Source organism: Paraburkholderia sp. CNPSo 3076 (genome assembly GCF_026343935.1).
GTDB lineage: Bacteria > Pseudomonadota > Gammaproteobacteria > Burkholderiales > Burkholderiaceae > Paraburkholderia > Paraburkholderia nodosa.
This window is the reverse complement of sequence record NZ_JAPMAL010000006.1, coordinates 43,256-60,046: the sequence shown is the minus strand read 5'-3', so window position 1 is coordinate 60,046 and position 16,791 is coordinate 43,256. Positions and strand designations below refer to the sequence as shown.

The window sequence follows — 16,791 nt, the reverse complement described above, 5'->3', positions numbered from 1 at the left end:
CAAGCACAGCGCGCGCCATCGGCGTATCGTTGCCCTATCCGCCATAACAACCGCGATTGCGGCGAGCGCGCATCGACCGACGTGCGCTGGCCAGGAGGGAATCTCATGAAGATGCCAGTCCGCATCGGCACGCATATCGAGGGCGTCCACTGGATCGCCGAGTATGTGGAAGCGACCCGTCAAATCCGTGTGTTCCGTGACGGCCGCGTGGTCGACACGATCCCCGCGCCCGCGGCCATGTTCGGCGAAGAACGCGACGCGGGTTCGGCCAGCGACGCGGCGAGCCGCGCCGAGGAGGCCGCGCTGCTCGCCTGCCTGCGCCGCTACGTAGCCGACGTGCAGCCAGAAGAATAGGACTCTTGATCATTATCCCTGCCTCTTGCAAGGAGAGCTCGCCGATGAACGAGCGCAACGATCACTTCCCGCCCCAGCTTGTCGAAACCGATGCGCTCATCATCGGTGCCGGGCCGGTGGGTCTCTTCCAGGTGTTCGAACTCGGCCTGATGGAAATCCACGCACACGTGGTCGATTCGCTGCCGGTGGTGGGCGGCCAGTGTGCCGAGCTTTACCCCGACAAGCCGATCTACGACATTCCGGCGGTGCTGATGTGCACCGGGCAACAGCTAGTCGATGCGCTGATGCAGCAAATCGAGCCTTTTGGCGCGACGTTCCATCTCGGCCAGGAAGTGCAAATCGTCGAGCCGCGCGCCGACGGCCGCTTTTTCGTGCAGACGAGCAAGGGTACGCAGTTTCTGACGAAGACGGTCTTCATCGCGGCGGGCGTGGGCTCGTTTCAGCCGCGCACGCTCAAGCTGAGCGGCATCGAGCGTTACCGCGACACGCAGTTGTTCTATCGCGTGCGTGATCTCGAGCGCTTTCGCGACAAGGACGTCGTGGTGTGCGGCGGCGGGGATTCGGCGCTCGATTGGGCGCTGCAGCTCGTGGACGTCGCGCAGAGCGTGATTCTGCTGCATCGGCGTGAGGGCTATCGCGCGGCGCCGGCAACGGTCGCGAAGATGCACGCGCTATGCGAGGAGTGGCGCATGCAGTCCATCGTCGGCCAACTGACCGGCTTCGACGACGAAGGCGGCAAGCTCACGCGCATCAAGGTAACCGGGGGCGACGGCGTCACGCGCTCGCTGGATCTCGATTACCTGCTGGTGTTCTACGGCTTGTCGCCACAACTCGGGCCGATCGCGCAATGGGGTCTTGAAATCGAACGCAAGCAGTTGCCGGTGGATACGGCGCGCTTCGAAACGAGCGTGCCGGGCATCTTTGCCGTCGGCGATATCAATACTTACCCGGGCAAGAAGAAGCTGATTCTCTCCGGCTTTCACGAAGCCGCGCTCGCTGCGTTCGCCGCGGCGCATCATGTGTTTCCCGAAAAGAAAATTCATCTGCAGTACACGACGACCAGCACGCGCCTGCACAAGGTGCTCGGCGTGGAGTCGCCAGTGTTCGACTGACCGCGGGGCGAGTGCCCCGCGTGTTGTCACCGCACGATCAGGCCTGCTCGGCGTCCTGCTCGCGGAAGATGCGGTCGGCGAGATGGAACGCCGAGTTCGCCGCCGGCACGCCGCAGTAAATCGCGGTCTGCAGCAACACTTCCTTGATCTCGTCGCGCGTCACGCCGTTGTTGCGCGCGGCACGCAGATGCAGCGCAAGTTCTTCGCTGCGGTTGAGCGCGACCATCATCGCGATCGTCAGCAGGCTGCGCGTGTGGCGCGGCAAGCCATCACGCGTCCAGATCTCACCCCACGCGTAGCGCGAAATGAAGTTCTGGAATTCTTCGGTCACTTCGGTGCGGTTGGCGAGCGAACGATCGACGTGCGCGTCGCCCAGTACCGCGCGGCGCACCTTCATGCCGGCTTCGTAGCGGTCTTCGTCGTTCATCACGCCCCCAGCAGGAAATCGACCACGATCTTGTTGTACTCGTCCGCCTGCTCGACGTTCGAGATGTGCGCGGCGTTCAGCTCGACATAGCGTGCGCCCGGCACCGATTCGGCCAGTTCGCGTCCTTGGGCGGGCGTCGCGGCCAGATCGTGCGTGCCCGAGATCACGAGCGTACGCGCCTTGATCGACGGCGCCTCGCCGCGCAGGTCGGCAGCGTTGATCGCTTCGCAGTTCGAAGCATAGCCGTCCTTGTCGGTATGCACGAACACGTCGCGCACCTGCGACATCACGAGCGCATTGTTCGCGATGAATTCGGGCGTGTACCAGCGCGGCAGCACCGCGTCAGCGAGTGCGAGCATGCCTTCGCTGCGAGCCTTCGCCGCACGCGGCACCCACACTTCCGGCGAACCGATCTTCGCGGCCGTATTGCACAGCACGAGGCGATCGATGCGGTTGGCGTAACGCGCGCCGAGGCCGACGCCGGTCAGGCCGCCCATCGAAACACCCACGAAATGCGCGCGTTCGATGCCAAGCTGGTCCATCAGGCCGATTACGTCGCCAGTCAGTTGCTCGATGGTGTACGGGCCCAGCGGCGCCGCCGAGTGGCCATGGCCGCGCGTGTCGTAGCGCAGCACGCGGAAATGCTTCGTGAACTCGACGATCTGCGGCGTCCACATCGACACGTCGCTACCGAGCGAATTCGACAGAACCACCCATGGCGCCGAGTGGTTCTCCGCACCGTCGATGCGGTAGAACAAATGCGTGTCGTTGACGGCTGCGTAAGGCATGCGTGTTACTCCTCGTGTGTCTTCTGTGATCAATGGGACTTGCGCTGCGCGGCTTTCGCTGCATACGACGCGAGCACCGCGTCGACGAACGCGTGCGCCTGCCCCACGTAATTGGCCGGATCGAGCAGCGCCTTGAGGCGCGCTTCGTCCAGGTGCCTCGTCACGGCGGGATCCGCCGCGAGGACTTCGTACAGCGTTCGGCCGCTTTGCACCGCCGCTTTCGATGCGTGCTCAACGAGATGATGCGCGTCCAGACGCCCGATCTGGTCGCCGAGCGCGAGCATCACGGCTTCGCCGAGAATGAGGCCGTGCGTGATGTCGAGATTCGACGCGAGCCGTTCGGGCCGCACTTCGAGTCCAGCAGTGATCTGTTCGATCTGCGCGAGCGCGCCGCCAGCGAGGCGCGCAAGATCGGGCAGCGCATCCCACTCGGCTTGCCAGCCGCCGAGCGCGCGCTCGTGTTCCTGGACCATGCCCGCGAACACCGTCGCGACGAGGCCCGGCGCGCGCGCGGCAGCCGTCAGGACGGCTGCGCAACCGACGGGATTGCGCTTGTGAGGCATGGTCGAGGAACCGCCCTTGCCTGCCGCCGCCGGTTCGCCCAGTTCGCCGATTTCGGTCTGCATCTGCAATGAAATGTCGCGCGCGATCTTGCCGAGCGTGCCGATGAGCATGCCGAAGAACGACGCGGCTTCGGCAATGCGGTCGCGCTGCGTGTGCCACGGCAAGGCGGGCGGCGCGAGCCCGAGTTCTTGCGCGAGCGCGGCGCTCACCGCCGGGGCGGCGTCGCGCAGGCTCGCGAGCGTGCCGGCCGCGCCGCCGAACTGCAGCACGAGCGCCCGCTCGCGCAGCACGGCAACGCGCTCGCGATGGCGCAGCATCGCGTCGAGCCATTGCGCGAACTTCATTCCGAGCGTGATAGGCAGCGCCTGCTGCAGCCAGGTGCGCCCGACCGCCGGCGTCGCGCGATGCGTGCGCGCGAGGTCCGCCAGCGTCGCGCAGAGCGCGTCGATGCCGCGCTCGATCAGCGCGAGCGCGTCGCGCAACTGCAGCACGGTGGCCGTGTCGATGATGTCCTGGCTCGTGGCGCCCCAGTGAACGTACTTGGCGGCTTCGGGGTCGGCGGTCTTCACGCGCGCCGTGAGCTGCTTGACGAGCGGGATTGCCAGGTTGCCGCCCAGCGCGGCGTCGCGTGCGAGCGCCGGCGCATCGAGCTGATCCGCCGCGCAGGCCTCGACGATCGCGGCCACGGCCGACTGCGGAATCACGCCATGCGCTGCCGAGGCGCGCGCGAGCGCCGCTTCGACGTCCAGCATGCGTTGCAGCGTGGCATCGGGAGACCAGACCGCGTTCATCGGTTCGGTCCCGCAGATCAGGCTCGTGAGGCGTTCAATCATGGAGTGTGGCGCGCGGAAAAAAGCAGGCGTTCAGATACAGACGGAATGAAGCGGGCGCGGCAACCGTCGACGAATGCCGACGGTTGCCGCGCCACTCACGTGCGAACGATGCGCACGTCTACGAACAGTTTACGCTGCGCGGCGGTTTTGCGTCGCGTCGATCAGCGGCACGCCGGCTAGCTTCTGCAGCGCGTCGAAATCGATGTCCGAATAGATCTCGCGCACGGCGAGGCCTTCGGGCGTGACGTCGAACGCGGCGAGGTCGGTATAGATGCGGCCCACGCAGCCCACGCCCGTCACCGGGTACGAGCATTCGCTCACGAGCTTGCTTTCGCCCTGCTTCGTCAACAGTTCCATCATGACGAACACCTGCTTGGCGCCGAGTGCGAGGTCCATCGCGCCGCCCACGGCCGGAATCGCGTCGGGCGCGCCGGTGTGCCAGTTCGCGAGGTCGCCATTGACCGACACCTGGAACGCGCCGAGCACGCAGTAGTCGAGGTGGCCGCCGCGCATCATCGCGAACGAGTCGGCGTGGTGGAAGAAGGCGCCGCCGGTGAGCAGCGTGACGTGCTGCTTGCCCGCGTTGATGAGCTCGTCGTCTTCCTCGCCGGGCGCGGGCGCCGGGCCCATGCCGAGCAGGCCGTTCTCGCTGTGCAGGAAGATTTCCTTGCTCGGATCGAGGTGGTTGGCCACCAACGTCGGAACGCCGATGCCGAGATTCACATACGCGCCTTCGGGAATGTCCGCGGCCACGCGCTTGGCCATTTCATCGCGATTCAGTCGTTTCATTGCCTCTCTCCGTTCCTTCAGGCTGCCTGGCCGCTTTGGTCGGCGTGCGCTTGATGCGCCGCTTGCGGCACTGCCACGACGCGTTGCACGAAAATGCCGGGCGTCACGATGTTTTCCGGATCGAGCTGGCCGAGTTCGACGACTTCCGAAACCTGCGCGATGGCGACCTTCGCCGCGCTCGCCATGATCGGCCCGAAGTTGCGCGCCGTCTTGCGATAGACGAGGTTGCCCCAGCGATCGCCCTTGTACGCCTTGATAAGCGCGAAGTCGGCGTGCAGCGGCGCTTCGAGCACATAGTGACGGCCGTCGATCAGGCGCGTTTCCTTGCCTTCGGCGAGCTTCGTGGCGTAGCCCGTGGGCGTGAAGAAGCCGCCAATGCCGGCGCCAGCGGCGCGGATGCGCTCGGCCAGATTACCTTGCGGCACGAGTTCGAGCTCGATTTCGCCGGCGCGATAGAGCGCGTCGAACACATACGAGTCGGTCTGGCGCGGGAACGAGCAGATGATCTTGCGCACACGCTTCGCCTTGAGCAGCGCGGCAAGGCCGATGTCGCCGTTGCCTGCGTTGTTGTTGACGATGGTGAGGTCGCGCGCGCCCTGCTCGATGAGCGCGTCGATCAGTTCGGCGGGCATACCGGCCGTGCCGAAGCCGCCGATCATCACCGTGGCGCCGTCATGCACATCGGCCACGGCGGCTTGAAGCGAGTCGAAAATCTTGTTGATCATGCCTGTTCCTGAAAGCGATGCGCATCGCGGAAGGTCCACGTCACTCGATCGCGAAAAAGTTCTATATACGAACACTGATTCGTTTAGCGAACGTCCAGCGCATTATCGGAGTGGATTCAAGCGCTTGTCAAGGCGGGTCTACCCACACAGGCAATCTACTTCATGTCGGCGCCGGTGCGCGCCGGATCGAACGCGCGGCCCGTCCTTCAGGCCAGGCGCGCCCGTGGGCACATACCCCAATATCCGGAATTCCGATTCATCGACTAGTCTTTATCCGATTTCGACATAATCAGCGCCGCCGCCTTTCATGCAAGACCTCGATCTGAATCTCATCCCCTTTCTCGTGGCCATGGAGGAAACGCGCAACGTGAGCCGCGCCGCCGAGCGCCTCGGCGTGAGCCAGCCGCGCGTGAGCACGGCGCTCGGCAAGCTGCGAGAGTACTTCGGCGACCCGCTCTTCGTGCGCACCTCGCGCGGCATGGAGCCCACGCCGCGAGCGCTCAGTCTCATTCCCGCCGCGCGCGACGCGCTGGTGCGCATCGAGAAAGGCATGCTCCAGGCGCAGGACTTCGATCCCGCCACGAGCACGCACACGTTCTCCATCGCGCTCTCCGACGTCGGCGAGATCGTGTTTCTTCCGCGCCTCCTGCAGGTGTTCGCCGAGCGCGCGCCCAACGCGAACCTGCGTTCGGTGTCGCTGCCGCCAAGCCAGGTCGAGCGCGGTCTCGAATCGGGCGACATCGATCTCGCGGTCGGTTATTTCCCCGATCTCGGCGGCAACAACTTCTTCCAGCAGCGCCTCTTCACGCACCGCTTCATCTGCATGATGCGCAGCGGGCATCCGCTCGCGGGCAAAGCCATGACGATCGAGCAGTTTCTCGCCATGGGCCATGCCGTCGTGCGCGCCGAGGGACGCAGCCAGGAAGTGCTGGAACAGTATCTGGAGAAAAGGCGCATGCGCCGCCGCGCCGTGCTCGAAACGCCTCACTTCATGAGCCTGCCGTTCATTCTCACGCGCTCCGACCTCATCGCGACCGTGCCGCATGCCATCGGCTTCGCCTATGTGTCCGAGCATGCATCGATCACGCTCGTCGAGCCGCCGCTGCAGTTGCCGCGTTTCGATCTCAAGCAGCACTGGCATCGCAAGTATCACAATGCGCCGCGTGGCGAATGGCTGCGAAGCATCGTGGCAGAACTGTTCAACGACGCCATGGACGAATGGCCCAAATGAGCCCTCGCGCCAAGCACGGCAAAACATGAAACAATGGGCGCTCGTGGTGCACGCCAGAGCGGCGTCCTCCCACCTGTCAGGAGCCCATGCATGAGCGAAGAAAAAAAGGCCGGGAAATCGAAGCAAAGCGCGACCCAGGGTTCGAAGCAACGCAAGAGCGTGACGAGCACGACCGCCGCGCGCCCGTCGCGCGCCGAAGCCGAGGACGCCGTGCGCGTGCTGTTGCGCTGGGCCGGGGACGATCCCGCTCGCGAAGGGCTGCTCGATACGCCGGGTCGCGTCGTGCGCGCCTATGAGGAGTTCTTCGCGGGCTATGAGATCGATCCGCGCGAAATCCTGTCACGCACCTTCTCGGAGGTCGACGGCTACGACGAAATGATCGTGTTGAAGGACATCCGCTTCGAGAGCTACTGCGAGCATCACATGGTGCCGATCATCGGGCGCGCACACGTGGCGTATTTGCCCGAGCATCGCGTGGTGGGTATCTCGAAGCTCGCGCGTCTCGTCGACGCGTTCGCGAAGCGCCTGCAGATCCAGGAGAAGATGACCGCGCAGATCGCCGACACGCTCAATGAAATCCTGCAGCCCAAGGGCGTGGGCGTGATACTCGAAGCAGCGCATCAATGCATGTCCACGCGCGGGGTGCACAAGGCGGGTGTGGCGATGGTGACGTCGCGCATGCTCGGCACGTTCCGCACCGATCCTTCCACGCGCCGCGAGTTTCTCGCGATCGTCGGCAATCCGGGTGCAATGAGCGTCGCGAATACCTGAACGCAACCAGCCGATAAAGAACGGGACCGCGTGTCCCGTTCCCCTCCTTACTTGAGCGGACCTTCGTCGCCCCGCTCGATCTCGCGAATCTTGCCCTGGCGCACGCTGCTGCCCGGCGGCACGCTATGCGTGAGCCACACGTTCCCGCCAATCACGGAGCCGCGCCCGATCGTCACGCGGCCGAGAATCGTCGCGCCCGCGTAGATCACCACATCGTCCTCGACGATCGGATGGCGCGCATTGCCCTTCACGAGCGTACCGTCGAGGTCGGCCGCGAAACTCTTCGCACCGAGCGTCACGGCCTGATACACGCGCACGCGCTCGCCGATGATCGCCGTCTCGCCGATCACGACGCCCGTGCCGTGGTCGATGAAGAAGCTCGAACCGATCTGTGCGCCTGGGTGAATGTCGATGCCCGTTGCCGAATGCGCGATCTCGTTGATGAAGCGCGCGAGCAGCGGCACGCCGAGACGGTGCAGCGCATGCGCGAGCCGATGATGCGTCATCGCCCACACGCCCGGGTAGCACAGCAGGATCTCGGTGATGTGCTGCGCGGCCGGGTCGCCCGTGAACGCTGCCTGAATGTCGCTCACGAGCAGCGCGCGAATGTCGGGCAGTTGCCGGCCGAACTCGCGCGCCACGTCGAATGCGCGCACGCGCAGTTCGTCGTCGCTCGCCTGCGAGCTTTCCGGCAGGAAGCGCAACGCGCGGCGAATCTGCTCGGCAAGCAGCCGCAAGGTGCTGTCGAGCGTATGGCCCACGTAGTAGTCGATGCTCTCGTCGGTCAGGTCGGGGGCGCCGTAATGCGTTGGAAAGAGCGCGGCGCGCAGGCCGGCCACGATGTTGACGACCGCATCGCGTGACGGCAGTTCGCGGATACCGAGTGGATGGCGCGTGCGGTGCCGCTCTTCACGCGACGCACGCAGATCGGCGACGATCTGTTCGAGACCCCAGTCGGGGGAAGCAGCTTTGGACATGGTGATGCGGCAGCAGACGCAGGGTCCGTGCGGGAGTGGTGTATCGACCCCAGAGATTACCGCGTTTTGCGGGAGTTCGCCGAAGCGCCCTCGAAGTCGGGCTACGCCCGCGGGGCGCGCGCGCTCAAAGCGTGACCGTGCTCGCGTCGATCCAGCGCACGGCCCAGTCGCGCGCATGGGCGATCGCGGCCGCCTCATCGGAAAAGCGCAATTCGGCAGGGAAAAATCGGTTGGCAACGAGTTCGCCGTCGCTCGAGCGCGAAATCACCACATACGGTTGATACGTGCCGTCACCGGCACGCGCCGGTGCGCAATTCAGCAAATAGCCACGATGCGTAAATGCAGCGTCGAAGTGCATGTGTGTCACCCGCCCCTGACTGCCTCGTCCATTTTATTTGGCGCGTGCATTCAAGATCGTGCGGCAAAGCCACAGCATGAGCCCTCGCCCGGCCCATTAATCGAAAGCGCGCCAACTCGTTGAAAGAGGATCATACTCCTGGGAAAAAGCGCAAACCAACGAAAAAAATGCAACATCGCTGGAGGCGTTCTCCTGGCGAACCGGCTTGCTTTTCATCCCGATTCAAGGGTGCGGCGCTGCAGCGGAACGGCGCTTGCGGAATGGCCTGCTGAACGCAGGCACCCAGATCTTCCAAGGAGGAAGCATCATGAATCGTCCCGACGACATGCAAAAATCGAATGTGGGAGATGTGAGCGCGTCGACGTCGCGGCCGCGCAGCGCCGAACTCCACAACGACCGCACGCACGACAGCTCGGTCGACACCGACGGCAAAAACCGCGAGGCGGCACGCCTGGCGGGCGAAGGCTGCATCGGCCCCGATGAAGTGACGACCAGCAATGCGACGCTCGTCAACAGCGTGGCCGAAGCAGATGACGGCCTGGCGGGCTTCGACAGTCGCAAGGGCGTACACCGGCTGCCGATCGCGCTGGAGTCCGGATACGAGGCCGTCGACCTCGGCATGAGCGCGCCGGAAGGGCCCAGCGACGCCGACTGGCAGCGCAACGCCGCACGCGAAGCGGGCGTGCGCCGCAGCCCGGGACGCCTGCACTTCGCGCTCAACCACCTGCGACCGACGCGCGTGATCGAGTTGCAGCGCAAGCCCTGAACAACGATTCGCCGCTCACGACGCGGCGAATCGTTTGCGATTATCCAGGCGATTTCGTAGCAATGGCGGATATAGACAGTATCCAGTCGAGTGCAGTTAAAACTCGAAATGAAAAGCCTGAAAATTAATGAAAGCCGATAAATCAACGGCATTATCCCGGCGAATTGCACGCTTTTGCCGCTTTCGAAATGCCGTCTGGCTTTGTCTCAGCTTCGGTGCAGTGCACTTTTTTCGTGCAGACCTGCGCTTGTTCAGGAGCCGCAGAACTCTCTCCGATGTCACCGAAATCTGACAGAAATGACCCCACAAAGCGGGAGGATTGCAGACGAGGGGGGATCAGATAGGAATTTAGTGATAAATTCTTACATCATAAGAAGCGAGGAGCGAGTGTCTGAGGGCTTGCCCCGCGATCTCGCCCAGCGCTGATGGAGAGTGTTGAACGTGCCTCTACATTTTATTGAGCAGATGTCGCCCGTGCTCGACGCGCCCGAAGAGGCAGCGTGGTTCGACGCGGTGGCGAAGCTCGCCAGCTCGTGGGGATTCAGCCAGCTCATGCTGGCTATCTTGCCGCGCCCGGGCATGAGGCTCGAGGACGCGTTCATTCGCACGAACTACTCGGCCGCCTGGCGGCAGACGTACAACGACCACGGAATGGCCTACTTCGATCCGACCGTGTCGCATTGCACCACGCGTTCGGCGCCGCTCATCTGGTCGCCGGAGCTTTTCGCGACCGAGCAGCAACAATCGATGTATGAGGAGGCCCGCTCGTACGGGCTGCGCGCAGGCATCACCCTGCCGATCCATGGCCCACGCCAGGAAATCGGCATGCTCTGCTTCGTCAACGACGCGAATCCCACAGACAAGTTCTGGGACGACGTGAACCGCGCGTTGCCGAATCTCGTCCTGCTGCGCGATCTCGTGCTGGACACGAGCCAGCGGCACCTGAACGACCACGTTCAGTCGCTGATTCCCAAGCTCACGCCACGGGAAAAGGAATGCCTCAAGTGGACTGCGCTAGGCAAGTCCACTTGGGAAATTTCTCACATCCTGAATTGCTCTGAGGCCGTCGTGAACTTCCACATGAAGAACATTCGCGGGAAGTTCGGCGTTAACTCACGGCGAGCGGCAGCCGTGATCGCGACCCAGATGGGTCTTATTGACCCGGGCTAAGCACCATCGGTGCTTCGCCGCGCAACACGCGCTCGGCACGCCCAAGGTCGCCGTCCGAAATCGTCTTGTTGAAATACAGCCCGAGCAGGATCGACACCGGCGGCGGAATCTCCGCGCCCGACTCGAACCGGCTGCCGCGCGACTGCGTCACGCCGAAACGCGCCCAGAAGCGGCGCTGGCTCTCTTTCTTCTTCTTCCGATACGCAATGATCAGGACGCGGTCGACGACCGAGGACAGATCCCCGGGGGACGACATGGTATTCGCACCCGAGTGCCATTGATTGCCCATAAGTTCCATGATGACTCTCGCTGTCAGATATGCCTGATGAGTGACTGCCGCGGAAGTGATTCTCCTTAAGAGGCCCTATCTGCGCACCTACCTATCTAGATAGGTGTTTTTTTATATTCATAACGCATAGCTTTCGAACCGTACTGCCGCGCTTCCACACAAATCGGGAGAGTTGTCATGCAAGCTGCGATACGGATCGGACTGAGACAGGACTTCGACAACGAGGACATCAATGAAATGTACCGGCTGCGCGCGCGGGTGTTCCGCGACCGCCTCGGCTGGGACATTCCCACCATCGCGGGGATGGAAATCGACGGCTACGACGCGCTCGGGCCCCATTACATGCTGATTCAGGACGGCACGGGCCACGTGCGCGGCTGCTGGCGCCTGATGCCCACCGAAGGCCCCAACATGTTGCGTGACACCTTCCCGCAACTGCTGCAGGGCAAGGCTGCGCCCACGGCCCGCAACATCTGGGAACTGAGCCGCTTCGCCATCGAGTCGGGCAACGACCAGGCATTTGGCTTCGCCGACGTGACGATGAGCGCGATGCGCGCGGTCGTCTCGTTCGCCGACCGGGCGGGCATCAACAGCTACGTGACGGTGACCACGACGCCGATGGAGCGCCTGCTGCGCCGTACGGGCATCGAGCTGACGCGGCTTGGCGCGCCGATGCGCATTGGCGTGGAGAACGCCGTCGCGCTGGAAATCGCCATGAGCCAGCAAACGCACCACGCGCTGTTCGGGGCGATGGCCCACGCCGCCTGAGGGCGACGCCGCGCAGAGACAAATACGCGCTGGCTGGGTGTTGCCGCCCTTTTCGCTCAGCCAGACACGCTGTTGTTTTTGTCAGACAAATATAACGCGAAAACCTGCGCCGACTGCGTACACCCGAACGCGGCGGCCCCTAATCGGCCTTGACCTCGTCGGCGTGCGCTTCAGTAGTTTTCTGCGCCGCCGAGGCGCTGCGGCTGAAGCGGATATGGGAAATCCGCCCCACGCACAGGGCCGCCGCGAGCGCCGCGCAGCCCGTCAGGCCGATGCCCAGATGGATCGCATCCACCAGTACGTGGCGCACCGCATCGATCAGCGCCGCGCCGTCGAGCCCTGCCGCCTTCATCTGCGCGACGAGACCCTCGCGCAACGACGGGTCGATGAGCACGCGCGGATCGGCGAGCTGGGGCTGCCAGCGCTGCTGCAGCGGCGCGCCGATCACCGCCAGCGCGTCCCCCACCCCGGCCGCATAGCGATGGTTGACGATGGTCGCCACGACGCTGGTGCCGAGCATGCCGCCCACCATCCGCGTGGATTGCAGCAAGGCGGTCGTGATACCGAAACGCTCCCGCCCGGCAATCTCCTGACCGAAGATATTCAGGTTGTTCAGGATGAAGCCGAGCCCGATGCCCACCGCCGACATCGCCAGCTCGAGCCAGAGGTGCGCCGTGTGCCGGGACGCGAAGGCAAGACCGGCGGAAGCCGCGACCAGCAAGCTGAAGCCGACCGTCAGAATCGTCGTGGGCTTGCGCAGCCGGATCACGATGCGCGTGTTGATCAGGCTGCCTAGCGCGATACAGGCGGCGATCGGCGTGGCGAGCAGCCCCGCCTCCTGGGGCGACAGCCCGAAACCGCCCTGCAGCAGGAGCGGCGCGAAAAAGATGAGCGAGAACATCACGAAGCCCGAGAGCGTCGAGAGCGTAAACAAGGTGACGAGCTGCGGGTCGCGAAACAGGTCAAGCGGGATGATCGGGTGCGTCGCGCGGCGCTCGCAGGCCAGCAGCGCCGCCGCGCCGGCGAGCACTGCCAGCGCGAGCACGCCGTTGCCGGTCGTCAGGCCGCTCCGGGGCACCGCCTCGATCAGGGTCTGGAAACCGCCCAGCACCAGTGCGACGAGCGCGGCGCCCGTCCAGTCGATGCGCACCTCGCCGGTACGCCCCGGCTGGTAGCGCGGCAGATGCGCCCAGATGAAATAAAGTGCAAGCGCGCCAACCGGCAGATTGACGAGAAAGGTCGAGCGCCAGCCAAAGTGCTCGCTGAGCCAGCCGCCCAGTGAAGGCCCCGCCGCCGTCCCGATGCCGTAGGCGGCCGCCATGACGACCTGCCAGCGCACCCGCGCACGCGGGTCGGGAAAGAGATCGGGAATCGAGGCGAACGCCGTGCCCACCATCATCCCGCCTCCAACGCCCTGCAGCGCCCGCGCCGCTGCCAGAAAACGCATGTCGGTCGCGAGGCCGCACAGCACGGAGGCCGCCGTAAACACAATCACCGCGGCGATCACGAAGCGCTTGCGGCCAAAGTAGTCGCCGAGCCGGCCGAACACGGGCACCGTCACGACCGAGGCCAGCAGGTAGGCGCTCGCGATCCACGCGTAGAACTCGAAACCGTGCAGTTCGGCGACGATCGAGGGCAAAGCGGTGCTGACGACGGTTTGATCGAGTGCGACGAGCATGTTGACGAGGCCGATGCCGAGCATGGCCAGCAACGCGTCGCGAAACGGCAGGTTAGCGGAGGAAGGTTTCACGGGAGGGGAAGACTGCGCGGAGCGAAAAAGAGGCAACGATAGCGGTATGCCGGTGCGCGTGCAACATAACGACATAGCAAATGAAACCAGGCGGCGCTGCGATATTCCGACGCAACCCACTTGATCTTCCTTCCTGCACCTTCCACATTTCATACAGTCCGGCTGCGTGTTTACTGGCGATCCATTAAGCTTCTCGCCAGTCACGACACGCCGCGCCCGCCTCGTCGCAGCATCGCCCGGGGCCGCGCGATTCTCGATCCCACTCAAAGAGGAGGTCTTATGTACACACGCATCCTTGTCGCCGTCGACGGCAGTGCCACCTCGCGCCGCGCCTTCGAAGCCGCGCTCGATCTGGCGAAGGCGATGGGCGCGACGCTGCAGCCGTATTACGTGATCGAGAACACGCCCATGTATTTCGACGCGCCCGGCTACGACCCGTCGATCCTGCGCAACCAGATGATCGCGCAGGGCAACGAACTCGCGGAAGAAATGAACAAGGCCATGGGCGAGCATGGCGTGCAGGGCGCCATGCTCACGGGCGAAGCCTCCTCGCTCGATGACGTGCCGACGCTCGTGCTCAGCGCCGCGAAAACCGCAGGCTCCGACCTGATCGTAATGGGCACACACGGCCGCCGGGGCTTCCAGCGCCTCATCCTCGGCAGCGTTGCCGAACGCTGCGTGCGGCAGTCCACGCTGCCCGTCCTCCTCATCCCGTCTGCCGCCGGAAATGCCGGGCAGTAGTCGCATTGAGCACAGGCCGTTTTGCGTGTTATTGGAGAGTCGCTTGCGCGCCGTCAGACGCCGCGCGAGCGGCTTCTGACAAGGCTCAAAAGGATTCATCTTAAATGCGCGTCGCTTTGTCACTAATCTGAGATTCGACCCCGGTGGACAATGCCTGGACAGAAATCAAAGGAGCATTGTCCATGCTGAACCATACCGTCGCTTCTCAAACCACCGTGCGCCGCAGCAATCGCACGCCCCTGACGACGGCGCCGCGCACGTCCACGCGCTGTTCGGTTTGCGCCATGCGGCACCTGTGCATGCCCCAGGGCCTCACGCTCGACGACCTGCCGAAACTCGAAGCATTGATTTGCTCCGCGCGCAGTGTGCGGCGCGGCGAAGCCGTGTATCGCGCCGGCGACGCATTCGACAATCTCTACGTCGCGCGTTCTGGCTCGCTCAAGACGGTCATGGCGCACCGCGACGGCCGCGAGCAGGTCACCGGCCTGCGTCTGGCCGGCGACCCGCTCGGCCTCGACGGCATCAGCACCGGCTTCCACACCTGCAGTGCCGTGGCGCTCGAAGACAGCTCGGTCTGCCTCATTCCCTACTCGGCCCTCAAGCATTTGTGCCGCGAAACCGGCGCTATGCAAGACCGGCTGCTCCGCCTCATGAGCGAGCAACTCATCCGCGAATCGTCGCAAATGATGGTGCTCGGCTCGCTCTCTGCCGACGAACGCGTCGCTGCGTTCCTGCTGGACGTTTCCGAACGCAACGGCCAGCGCGGCTATTCGCATGCGGAGTTCAACCTGCGCATGACGCGTGAGGACATGGGCAGCTATCTCGGCATGACGCTCGAAACGGTGAGCCGCACTCTGTCGCGATTTCAAAAGCGCGGCCTGATCGACGCACAGGGCAAGCTGATCCGTATCATCGATATCGAAGGTCTGCGGCATCTGTAATTCGCGGCAAATCCCGGGCGGGCGGCCCGCCCGGGGTGCCGGCGCCGCGCCTCGCTGGCGCGGCAACGCCGTTGGCACAACTCCTGCGCAGGGTTAAAGTTTCGTACTACGCCCACGCAAGGAGAATCGCCGAAATGCATCTCGCGCAATCCCCCACGCTCGCGGCCCGCCTCGAAGCGGCGCGCACCGCCAGCGACGCGCTCTTCAACGTCGTCAAGCCCGAGTTTCTGTACGAGCGGCCCATTCGCGAGCGGCACCGCATCGTGTTCTATATCGGTCATCTGGAAGCATTTGACCGCAACCTCTTCGACAAGCGCCTGTTCGACGTGCCCTCCGCCGATGCGCGCCTCGACCAGCTGTTCGCGTTCGGCATCGATCCGGTCGATGGCGGCCTGCCGACCGATGTGCCCGCCGACTGGCCCGACCTCGCCGAAGTCCTGGCCTACGGACGCGACGCACGCAGCCGCATCGACGCGCAGCTCTCGACGCTCGACCTGCCGCCCGATGCCTCGAATCACGACACGCCAGGGCAGTTGCTGAACGTCGCGATCGAACATCGGCTCATGCACGTCGAAACGCTCGCCTACATGCTCCACCAGTTGCCGTTCGCGCAAAAGCAGGCGCCCGCCGCTACGGGCGCGCGCGCCGACCCGCTCTATACGGTCAAGGCCGGAACGGTGCAGGTGCCCGCGGGCCGCACGGAACTCGGCATGACCGCCGAGCGAGGCCTGTTCGGCTGGGACAACGAGTTCGGCGAGCAGCAGGTCGACGTGCCGGCCTTCGAGATCGACCGCTACATGGTGACGAATGGCGCGTTTCTCGAATTTATCGAGGACGGCGGCTACCAGAAGCGCGAACTCTGGAACGACGCGGACTGGGCCTGGAAGGAAAGCGCAGTCGTGGCGCACCCCGTATTCTGGTCGCGGGGCGCCGAAGGCTGGACGCTGCGCACGATGTTCGAAGACATCGCATTGCCGCTTGCATGGCCTGTGTATGTGAGCCACGCCGAAGCCAGCGCCTTTGCGCGCTGGCGCGGCATGGCGCTGCCGAGCGAGGCGCAGTGGCAGCGCGCGGCGCATGGCGCGCTGCCCGGCCGCAGCGACAACTTCGACTTCCGCGACTGGAACCCGGTGGCCGTCGACGCCACACCGGACAGCGCCAGCACGTGGGGCGTGGAAGGCCTGTACGGCAACGGCTGGGAATGGACCTCCACGCTCTTCGGTCCACTGCCGGGCTTCAAGGCGTTCCCGTTCTACGAAGGGTATTCGGCAAACTTCTTCGACGGTCAGCACTACGCAATGAAAGGCGGCTCGCCGCGCACCGCCCAGTGCATGTTGCGGCCAACGTTCCGCAACTGGTTTCAGCCGCGTTATCAGTATGTTTATGCGGGATTTCGTTGCGTTCGCAACTGACTCGCCAATCGAACCCGACACAGAG

General features: G+C 64.4%; 19 protein-coding genes. 10 read left to right on the top strand and 9 right to left on the bottom strand.

Features of this window, described 5'->3' with window-relative positions:
- Positions 1-105 precede the first annotated feature (105 nt).
- Positions 106-354 (top strand): hypothetical protein, encoded by a 249-nt coding sequence (locus M3A49_RS08800; RefSeq protein WP_266228349.1) that lies wholly within the window; start codon positions 106-108, stop codon positions 352-354.
- A 44-nt stretch (positions 355-398) separates the two neighbouring features.
- Entirely contained in the window at positions 399-1,466 is a 1,068-nt protein-coding gene (locus M3A49_RS08795) for an NAD(P)/FAD-dependent oxidoreductase (protein WP_266228348.1), read from the top strand.
- Between the two features lie 37 nt (positions 1,467-1,503).
- Here M3A49_RS08795 and pcaC read toward each other — a convergent pair whose 3' ends face one another.
- From pcaC to M3A49_RS08770, 5 genes are all read right to left on the bottom strand, one after another.
- Positions 1,504-1,893, bottom strand: a complete 390-nt coding sequence (pcaC, locus tag M3A49_RS08790; RefSeq protein WP_028206361.1) for a 4-carboxymuconolactone decarboxylase — start codon at positions 1,891-1,893, stop codon at positions 1,504-1,506.
- Positions 1,893-2,681, bottom strand: a complete 789-nt coding sequence (gene pcaD, locus M3A49_RS08785; RefSeq protein WP_254355655.1) for a 3-oxoadipate enol-lactonase — start codon at positions 2,679-2,681, stop codon at positions 1,893-1,895. The genes pcaC and pcaD overlap by 1 nt, the downstream gene beginning before the upstream one ends.
- A 29-nt stretch (positions 2,682-2,710) precedes the next feature.
- Positions 2,711-4,078, bottom strand: coding sequence for a 3-carboxy-cis,cis-muconate cycloisomerase (locus M3A49_RS08780; RefSeq protein WP_266228346.1), 1,368 nt, complete (start codon positions 4,076-4,078; stop codon positions 2,711-2,713).
- Positions 4,079-4,207: 129 nt separating this feature from the next.
- Positions 4,208-4,867, bottom strand: a complete 660-nt coding sequence (locus tag M3A49_RS08775; RefSeq protein WP_042260188.1) for a 3-oxoacid CoA-transferase subunit B — start codon at positions 4,865-4,867, stop codon at positions 4,208-4,210.
- A gap of 17 nt (positions 4,868-4,884) precedes the next feature.
- Entirely contained in the window at positions 4,885-5,592 is a 708-nt protein-coding gene (locus tag M3A49_RS08770; RefSeq protein ID WP_254355653.1) for a 3-oxoacid CoA-transferase subunit A, read from the bottom strand.
- A gap of 307 nt (positions 5,593-5,899) precedes the next feature.
- On the opposite strand from M3A49_RS08770, the gene M3A49_RS08765 reads away from it, so the two are divergent.
- Positions 5,900-6,823: a LysR family transcriptional regulator gene (locus M3A49_RS08765; RefSeq protein WP_266228343.1), complete on the top strand. Its 924-nt coding sequence runs from the start codon at positions 5,900-5,902 to the stop codon at positions 6,821-6,823.
- Between the two features lie 90 nt (positions 6,824-6,913).
- Entirely contained in the window at positions 6,914-7,594 is a 681-nt protein-coding gene (folE, locus tag M3A49_RS08760; protein ID WP_254341905.1) for a GTP cyclohydrolase I FolE, read from the top strand.
- Positions 7,595-7,641: 47 nt separating this feature from the next.
- On the opposite strand, the gene epsC is transcribed toward folE, so the two are convergent.
- A complete protein-coding gene (gene epsC / locus M3A49_RS08755; RefSeq protein ID WP_266228341.1) occupies positions 7,642-8,571 on the bottom strand; it encodes a serine O-acetyltransferase EpsC in 930 nt (309 codons plus the stop codon).
- A 124-nt stretch (positions 8,572-8,695) separates the two neighbouring features.
- Positions 8,696-8,929 (bottom strand): hypothetical protein, encoded by a 234-nt coding sequence (locus tag M3A49_RS08750; protein WP_028206369.1) that lies wholly within the window; start codon positions 8,927-8,929, stop codon positions 8,696-8,698.
- A 325-nt stretch (positions 8,930-9,254) separates the two neighbouring features.
- Here M3A49_RS08750 and M3A49_RS08745 point away from each other — a divergent pair, with 325 nt between their 5' ends.
- Positions 9,255-9,695, top strand: coding sequence for a DUF3005 domain-containing protein (locus M3A49_RS08745; protein WP_254355690.1), 441 nt, complete (start codon positions 9,255-9,257; stop codon positions 9,693-9,695).
- 465 nt (positions 9,696-10,160) lie between these two features.
- The gene (locus tag M3A49_RS08740) at positions 10,161-10,865 is read left to right on the top strand and encodes a helix-turn-helix transcriptional regulator (protein ID WP_028206371.1); all 705 of its coding nucleotides are present in this window, start codon (positions 10,161-10,163) and stop codon (positions 10,863-10,865) included.
- On the opposite strand, the gene M3A49_RS08735 is transcribed toward M3A49_RS08740, so the two are convergent.
- On the bottom strand, positions 10,849-11,163 hold the full coding sequence (locus tag M3A49_RS08735) for a helix-turn-helix transcriptional regulator (protein ID WP_035514098.1): 315 nt from the start codon (positions 11,161-11,163) through the stop codon (positions 10,849-10,851). The genes M3A49_RS08740 and M3A49_RS08735 overlap by 17 nt on opposite strands.
- A 168-nt stretch (positions 11,164-11,331) precedes the next feature.
- Between M3A49_RS08735 and M3A49_RS08730 the strand changes: the two genes are divergently transcribed.
- The gene (locus tag M3A49_RS08730) at positions 11,332-11,922 is read left to right on the top strand and encodes an acyl-homoserine-lactone synthase (RefSeq protein WP_028206373.1); all 591 of its coding nucleotides are present in this window, start codon (positions 11,332-11,334) and stop codon (positions 11,920-11,922) included.
- 139 nt (positions 11,923-12,061) lie between these two features.
- On the opposite strand, the gene M3A49_RS08725 is transcribed toward M3A49_RS08730, so the two are convergent.
- The gene (locus tag M3A49_RS08725) at positions 12,062-13,624 is read right to left on the bottom strand and encodes an MFS transporter (RefSeq protein WP_266228500.1); all 1,563 of its coding nucleotides are present in this window, start codon (positions 13,622-13,624) and stop codon (positions 12,062-12,064) included.
- A 327-nt stretch (positions 13,625-13,951) separates the two neighbouring features.
- On the opposite strand from M3A49_RS08725, the gene M3A49_RS08720 reads away from it, so the two are divergent.
- The 3 genes from M3A49_RS08720 to M3A49_RS08710 all read left to right on the top strand — a co-directional run bounded on the left by M3A49_RS08720 (position 13,952) and on the right by M3A49_RS08710 (position 16,766).
- Entirely contained in the window at positions 13,952-14,413 is a 462-nt protein-coding gene (locus tag M3A49_RS08720; RefSeq protein WP_028206374.1) for a universal stress protein, read from the top strand.
- A 182-nt stretch (positions 14,414-14,595) separates the two neighbouring features.
- Positions 14,596-15,354: a helix-turn-helix domain-containing protein gene (locus M3A49_RS08715; protein ID WP_266228340.1), complete on the top strand. Its 759-nt coding sequence runs from the start codon at positions 14,596-14,598 to the stop codon at positions 15,352-15,354.
- Positions 15,355-15,488: 134 nt separating this feature from the next.
- Positions 15,489-16,766: an SUMF1/EgtB/PvdO family nonheme iron enzyme gene (locus tag M3A49_RS08710; RefSeq protein WP_266228339.1), complete on the top strand. Its 1,278-nt coding sequence runs from the start codon at positions 15,489-15,491 to the stop codon at positions 16,764-16,766.
- The last annotated feature ends 25 nt before the right edge of the window (positions 16,767-16,791 follow it).

What these genes read in the sequence shown, in the direction of transcription:
- pcaD (WP_254355655.1), bottom strand. Translation starts at nt 2,681, where the DNA reads ATGCCTTACGCAGCCGTCAACGACACGCATTTGTTCTACCGCATCGAC.
- M3A49_RS08730 (WP_028206373.1), top strand. Translation starts at nt 11,332, where the DNA reads ATGCAAGCTGCGATACGGATCGGACTGAGACAGGACTTCGACAACGAG.
- M3A49_RS08765 (WP_266228343.1), top strand. Translation starts at nt 5,900, where the DNA reads ATGCAAGACCTCGATCTGAATCTCATCCCCTTTCTCGTGGCCATGGAG.
- pcaC (WP_028206361.1), bottom strand. Translation starts at nt 1,893, where the DNA reads ATGAACGACGAAGACCGCTACGAAGCCGGCATGAAGGTGCGCCGCGCG.
- folE (WP_254341905.1), top strand. Translation starts at nt 6,914, where the DNA reads ATGAGCGAAGAAAAAAAGGCCGGGAAATCGAAGCAAAGCGCGACCCAG.
- M3A49_RS08770 (WP_254355653.1), bottom strand. Translation starts at nt 5,592, where the DNA reads ATGATCAACAAGATTTTCGACTCGCTTCAAGCCGCCGTGGCCGATGTG.
- M3A49_RS08740 (WP_028206371.1), top strand. Translation starts at nt 10,161, where the DNA reads ATGTCGCCCGTGCTCGACGCGCCCGAAGAGGCAGCGTGGTTCGACGCG.
- M3A49_RS08710 (WP_266228339.1), top strand. Translation starts at nt 15,489, where the DNA reads ATGCATCTCGCGCAATCCCCCACGCTCGCGGCCCGCCTCGAAGCGGCG.
- M3A49_RS08775 (WP_042260188.1), bottom strand. Translation starts at nt 4,867, where the DNA reads ATGAAACGACTGAATCGCGATGAAATGGCCAAGCGCGTGGCCGCGGAC.
- M3A49_RS08745 (WP_254355690.1), top strand. Translation starts at nt 9,255, where the DNA reads ATGCAAAAATCGAATGTGGGAGATGTGAGCGCGTCGACGTCGCGGCCG.
- M3A49_RS08725 (WP_266228500.1), bottom strand. Translation starts at nt 13,624, where the DNA reads ATGCTCGGCATCGGCCTCGTCAACATGCTCGTCGCACTCGATCAAACC.
- M3A49_RS08780 (WP_266228346.1), bottom strand. Translation starts at nt 4,078, where the DNA reads ATGATTGAACGCCTCACGAGCCTGATCTGCGGGACCGAACCGATGAAC.
- epsC (WP_266228341.1), bottom strand. Translation starts at nt 8,571, where the DNA reads ATGTCCAAAGCTGCTTCCCCCGACTGGGGTCTCGAACAGATCGTCGCC.
- M3A49_RS08720 (WP_028206374.1), top strand. Translation starts at nt 13,952, where the DNA reads ATGTACACACGCATCCTTGTCGCCGTCGACGGCAGTGCCACCTCGCGC.
- M3A49_RS08800 (WP_266228349.1), top strand. Translation starts at nt 106, where the DNA reads ATGAAGATGCCAGTCCGCATCGGCACGCATATCGAGGGCGTCCACTGG.
- M3A49_RS08750 (WP_028206369.1), bottom strand. Translation starts at nt 8,929, where the DNA reads ATGCACTTCGACGCTGCATTTACGCATCGTGGCTATTTGCTGAATTGC.
- M3A49_RS08735 (WP_035514098.1), bottom strand. Translation starts at nt 11,163, where the DNA reads ATGGAACTTATGGGCAATCAATGGCACTCGGGTGCGAATACCATGTCG.
- M3A49_RS08795 (WP_266228348.1), top strand. Translation starts at nt 399, where the DNA reads ATGAACGAGCGCAACGATCACTTCCCGCCCCAGCTTGTCGAAACCGAT.
- M3A49_RS08715 (WP_266228340.1), top strand. Translation starts at nt 14,596, where the DNA reads ATGCTGAACCATACCGTCGCTTCTCAAACCACCGTGCGCCGCAGCAAT.